Annotated in this window: 1 protein-coding gene; it reads left to right on the top strand. The window is 42.1% G+C overall.

Going from position 1 to position 1,243, the window contains the following annotated elements; all coding sequences use genetic code 11:
• Positions 1-222: 222 nt before the first annotated feature.
• Positions 223-1,128: an IS3 family transposase gene (locus tag ACFXKA_RS42975; protein WP_379431906.1), complete on the top strand. Its 906-nt coding sequence runs from the start codon at positions 223-225 to the stop codon at positions 1,126-1,128.
• Positions 1,129-1,243: the final 115 nt, after the last annotated feature.

Below are 1,243 nucleotides of genomic sequence, written 5' to 3'. Positions count from 1 at the left end.
AATGTACGCGTAAGGAAACCAAAGCTATAACACGTTAGCTGAAGAATTAGGGCTTCGAAGTTCAACCCAGCTCAAAAATTGGGTGAAAACATATCGGGAAGGCAAGTCTTTTGATGATCAAAGGGGAAAAGATACAAAGTCAGACAATCCTTTTATTGGACGCCCTAAAACAACGTTTAAAAGTGTTGAGGAAGAACGAGATTATTTAAAGGCACAGGTCGAATACCTAAAAAAGCGCTATCCAAATCTGCATGGGGAGGACGGATTTTGAAGGCAGCACGATTTGAAGCTGTTCACGAATTGAAGGACCGTTATCCGATTACGTGGCTGGTATGTATCGCCAAAGTGTCACGGTCAGGGTACTATAAATGGCGCAAGGCTCAAAGGTTTCGAATGGCAAGGCAACAGAGAGATCAGATCATAAAAGAGCACATCATGGCGATTCATCATTCACGCCCTTTCTATGGCTATCCTCGGATTACTGTCGCTTTAAAGAAAGAAGGTTTCTGCGTCAACCATAAGCGTGTTTACAGATTGATGAGAGAGATGAACATCCACTCGATTATTCGAAAAAAGCGTCGTTATTTTGGAAGAAAGGCATCGGTTGTCCTGCCAAACCGGCTTAACCGAGAATTTCAAACCAATCAGCCTAATCAGTTATATGTAACCGATATTACCTATATTGCTTGCGGACAACGATTCTATTATCTTTCTGCAGTACAAGATCTTTACAACAATGAGGTTGTCGCATGGAAACTGTCAAAGCGAAATGATCTTGAACTGGTGATGAAAACAGTGGAAAGTTTAACAGCTCAACGGGATGTCCAAGGGGCCAGTCTCCACTCTGATCAAGGATTCCAATACACAACAAAAGCATATCAAAAGCGACTTGAAACCGTTGGTTTGAAGGGCAGCCATTCCCGTAAGGGAAACTGCCTGGATAACGCCTGTATCGAATCATTTTTCTCGCACCTCAAAACAGAGAATACATACTTTTCTTCATGCCAAACTGAAAAAGAGCTCCACAAAAGCATTAAAGATTACATCCAGTTCTATAATCACGAACGATTCCAGAAAAAATTAAACCAGTGTGCTCCGGTAGAATACCGTAACACACTGGTTGCTTAGGCTTTTTATGGCTGTCTACTTGACAGGGGTAAGTCCAAACGGCAAGTCTTTTTTATTACTTCTGATTTGCAGCTTCGACAGACGCTCCGATAAAGCCTTTGAATAGAGGCTGAGG

Source organism: Nocardia sp. NPDC059228 (assembly GCF_042754245.1).
In the GTDB taxonomy this organism is placed as follows: Bacteria; Actinomycetota; Actinomycetes; order Mycobacteriales; family Mycobacteriaceae; genus Nocardia.
This window is presented reverse-complemented; position numbering and strand designations above follow the sequence as displayed.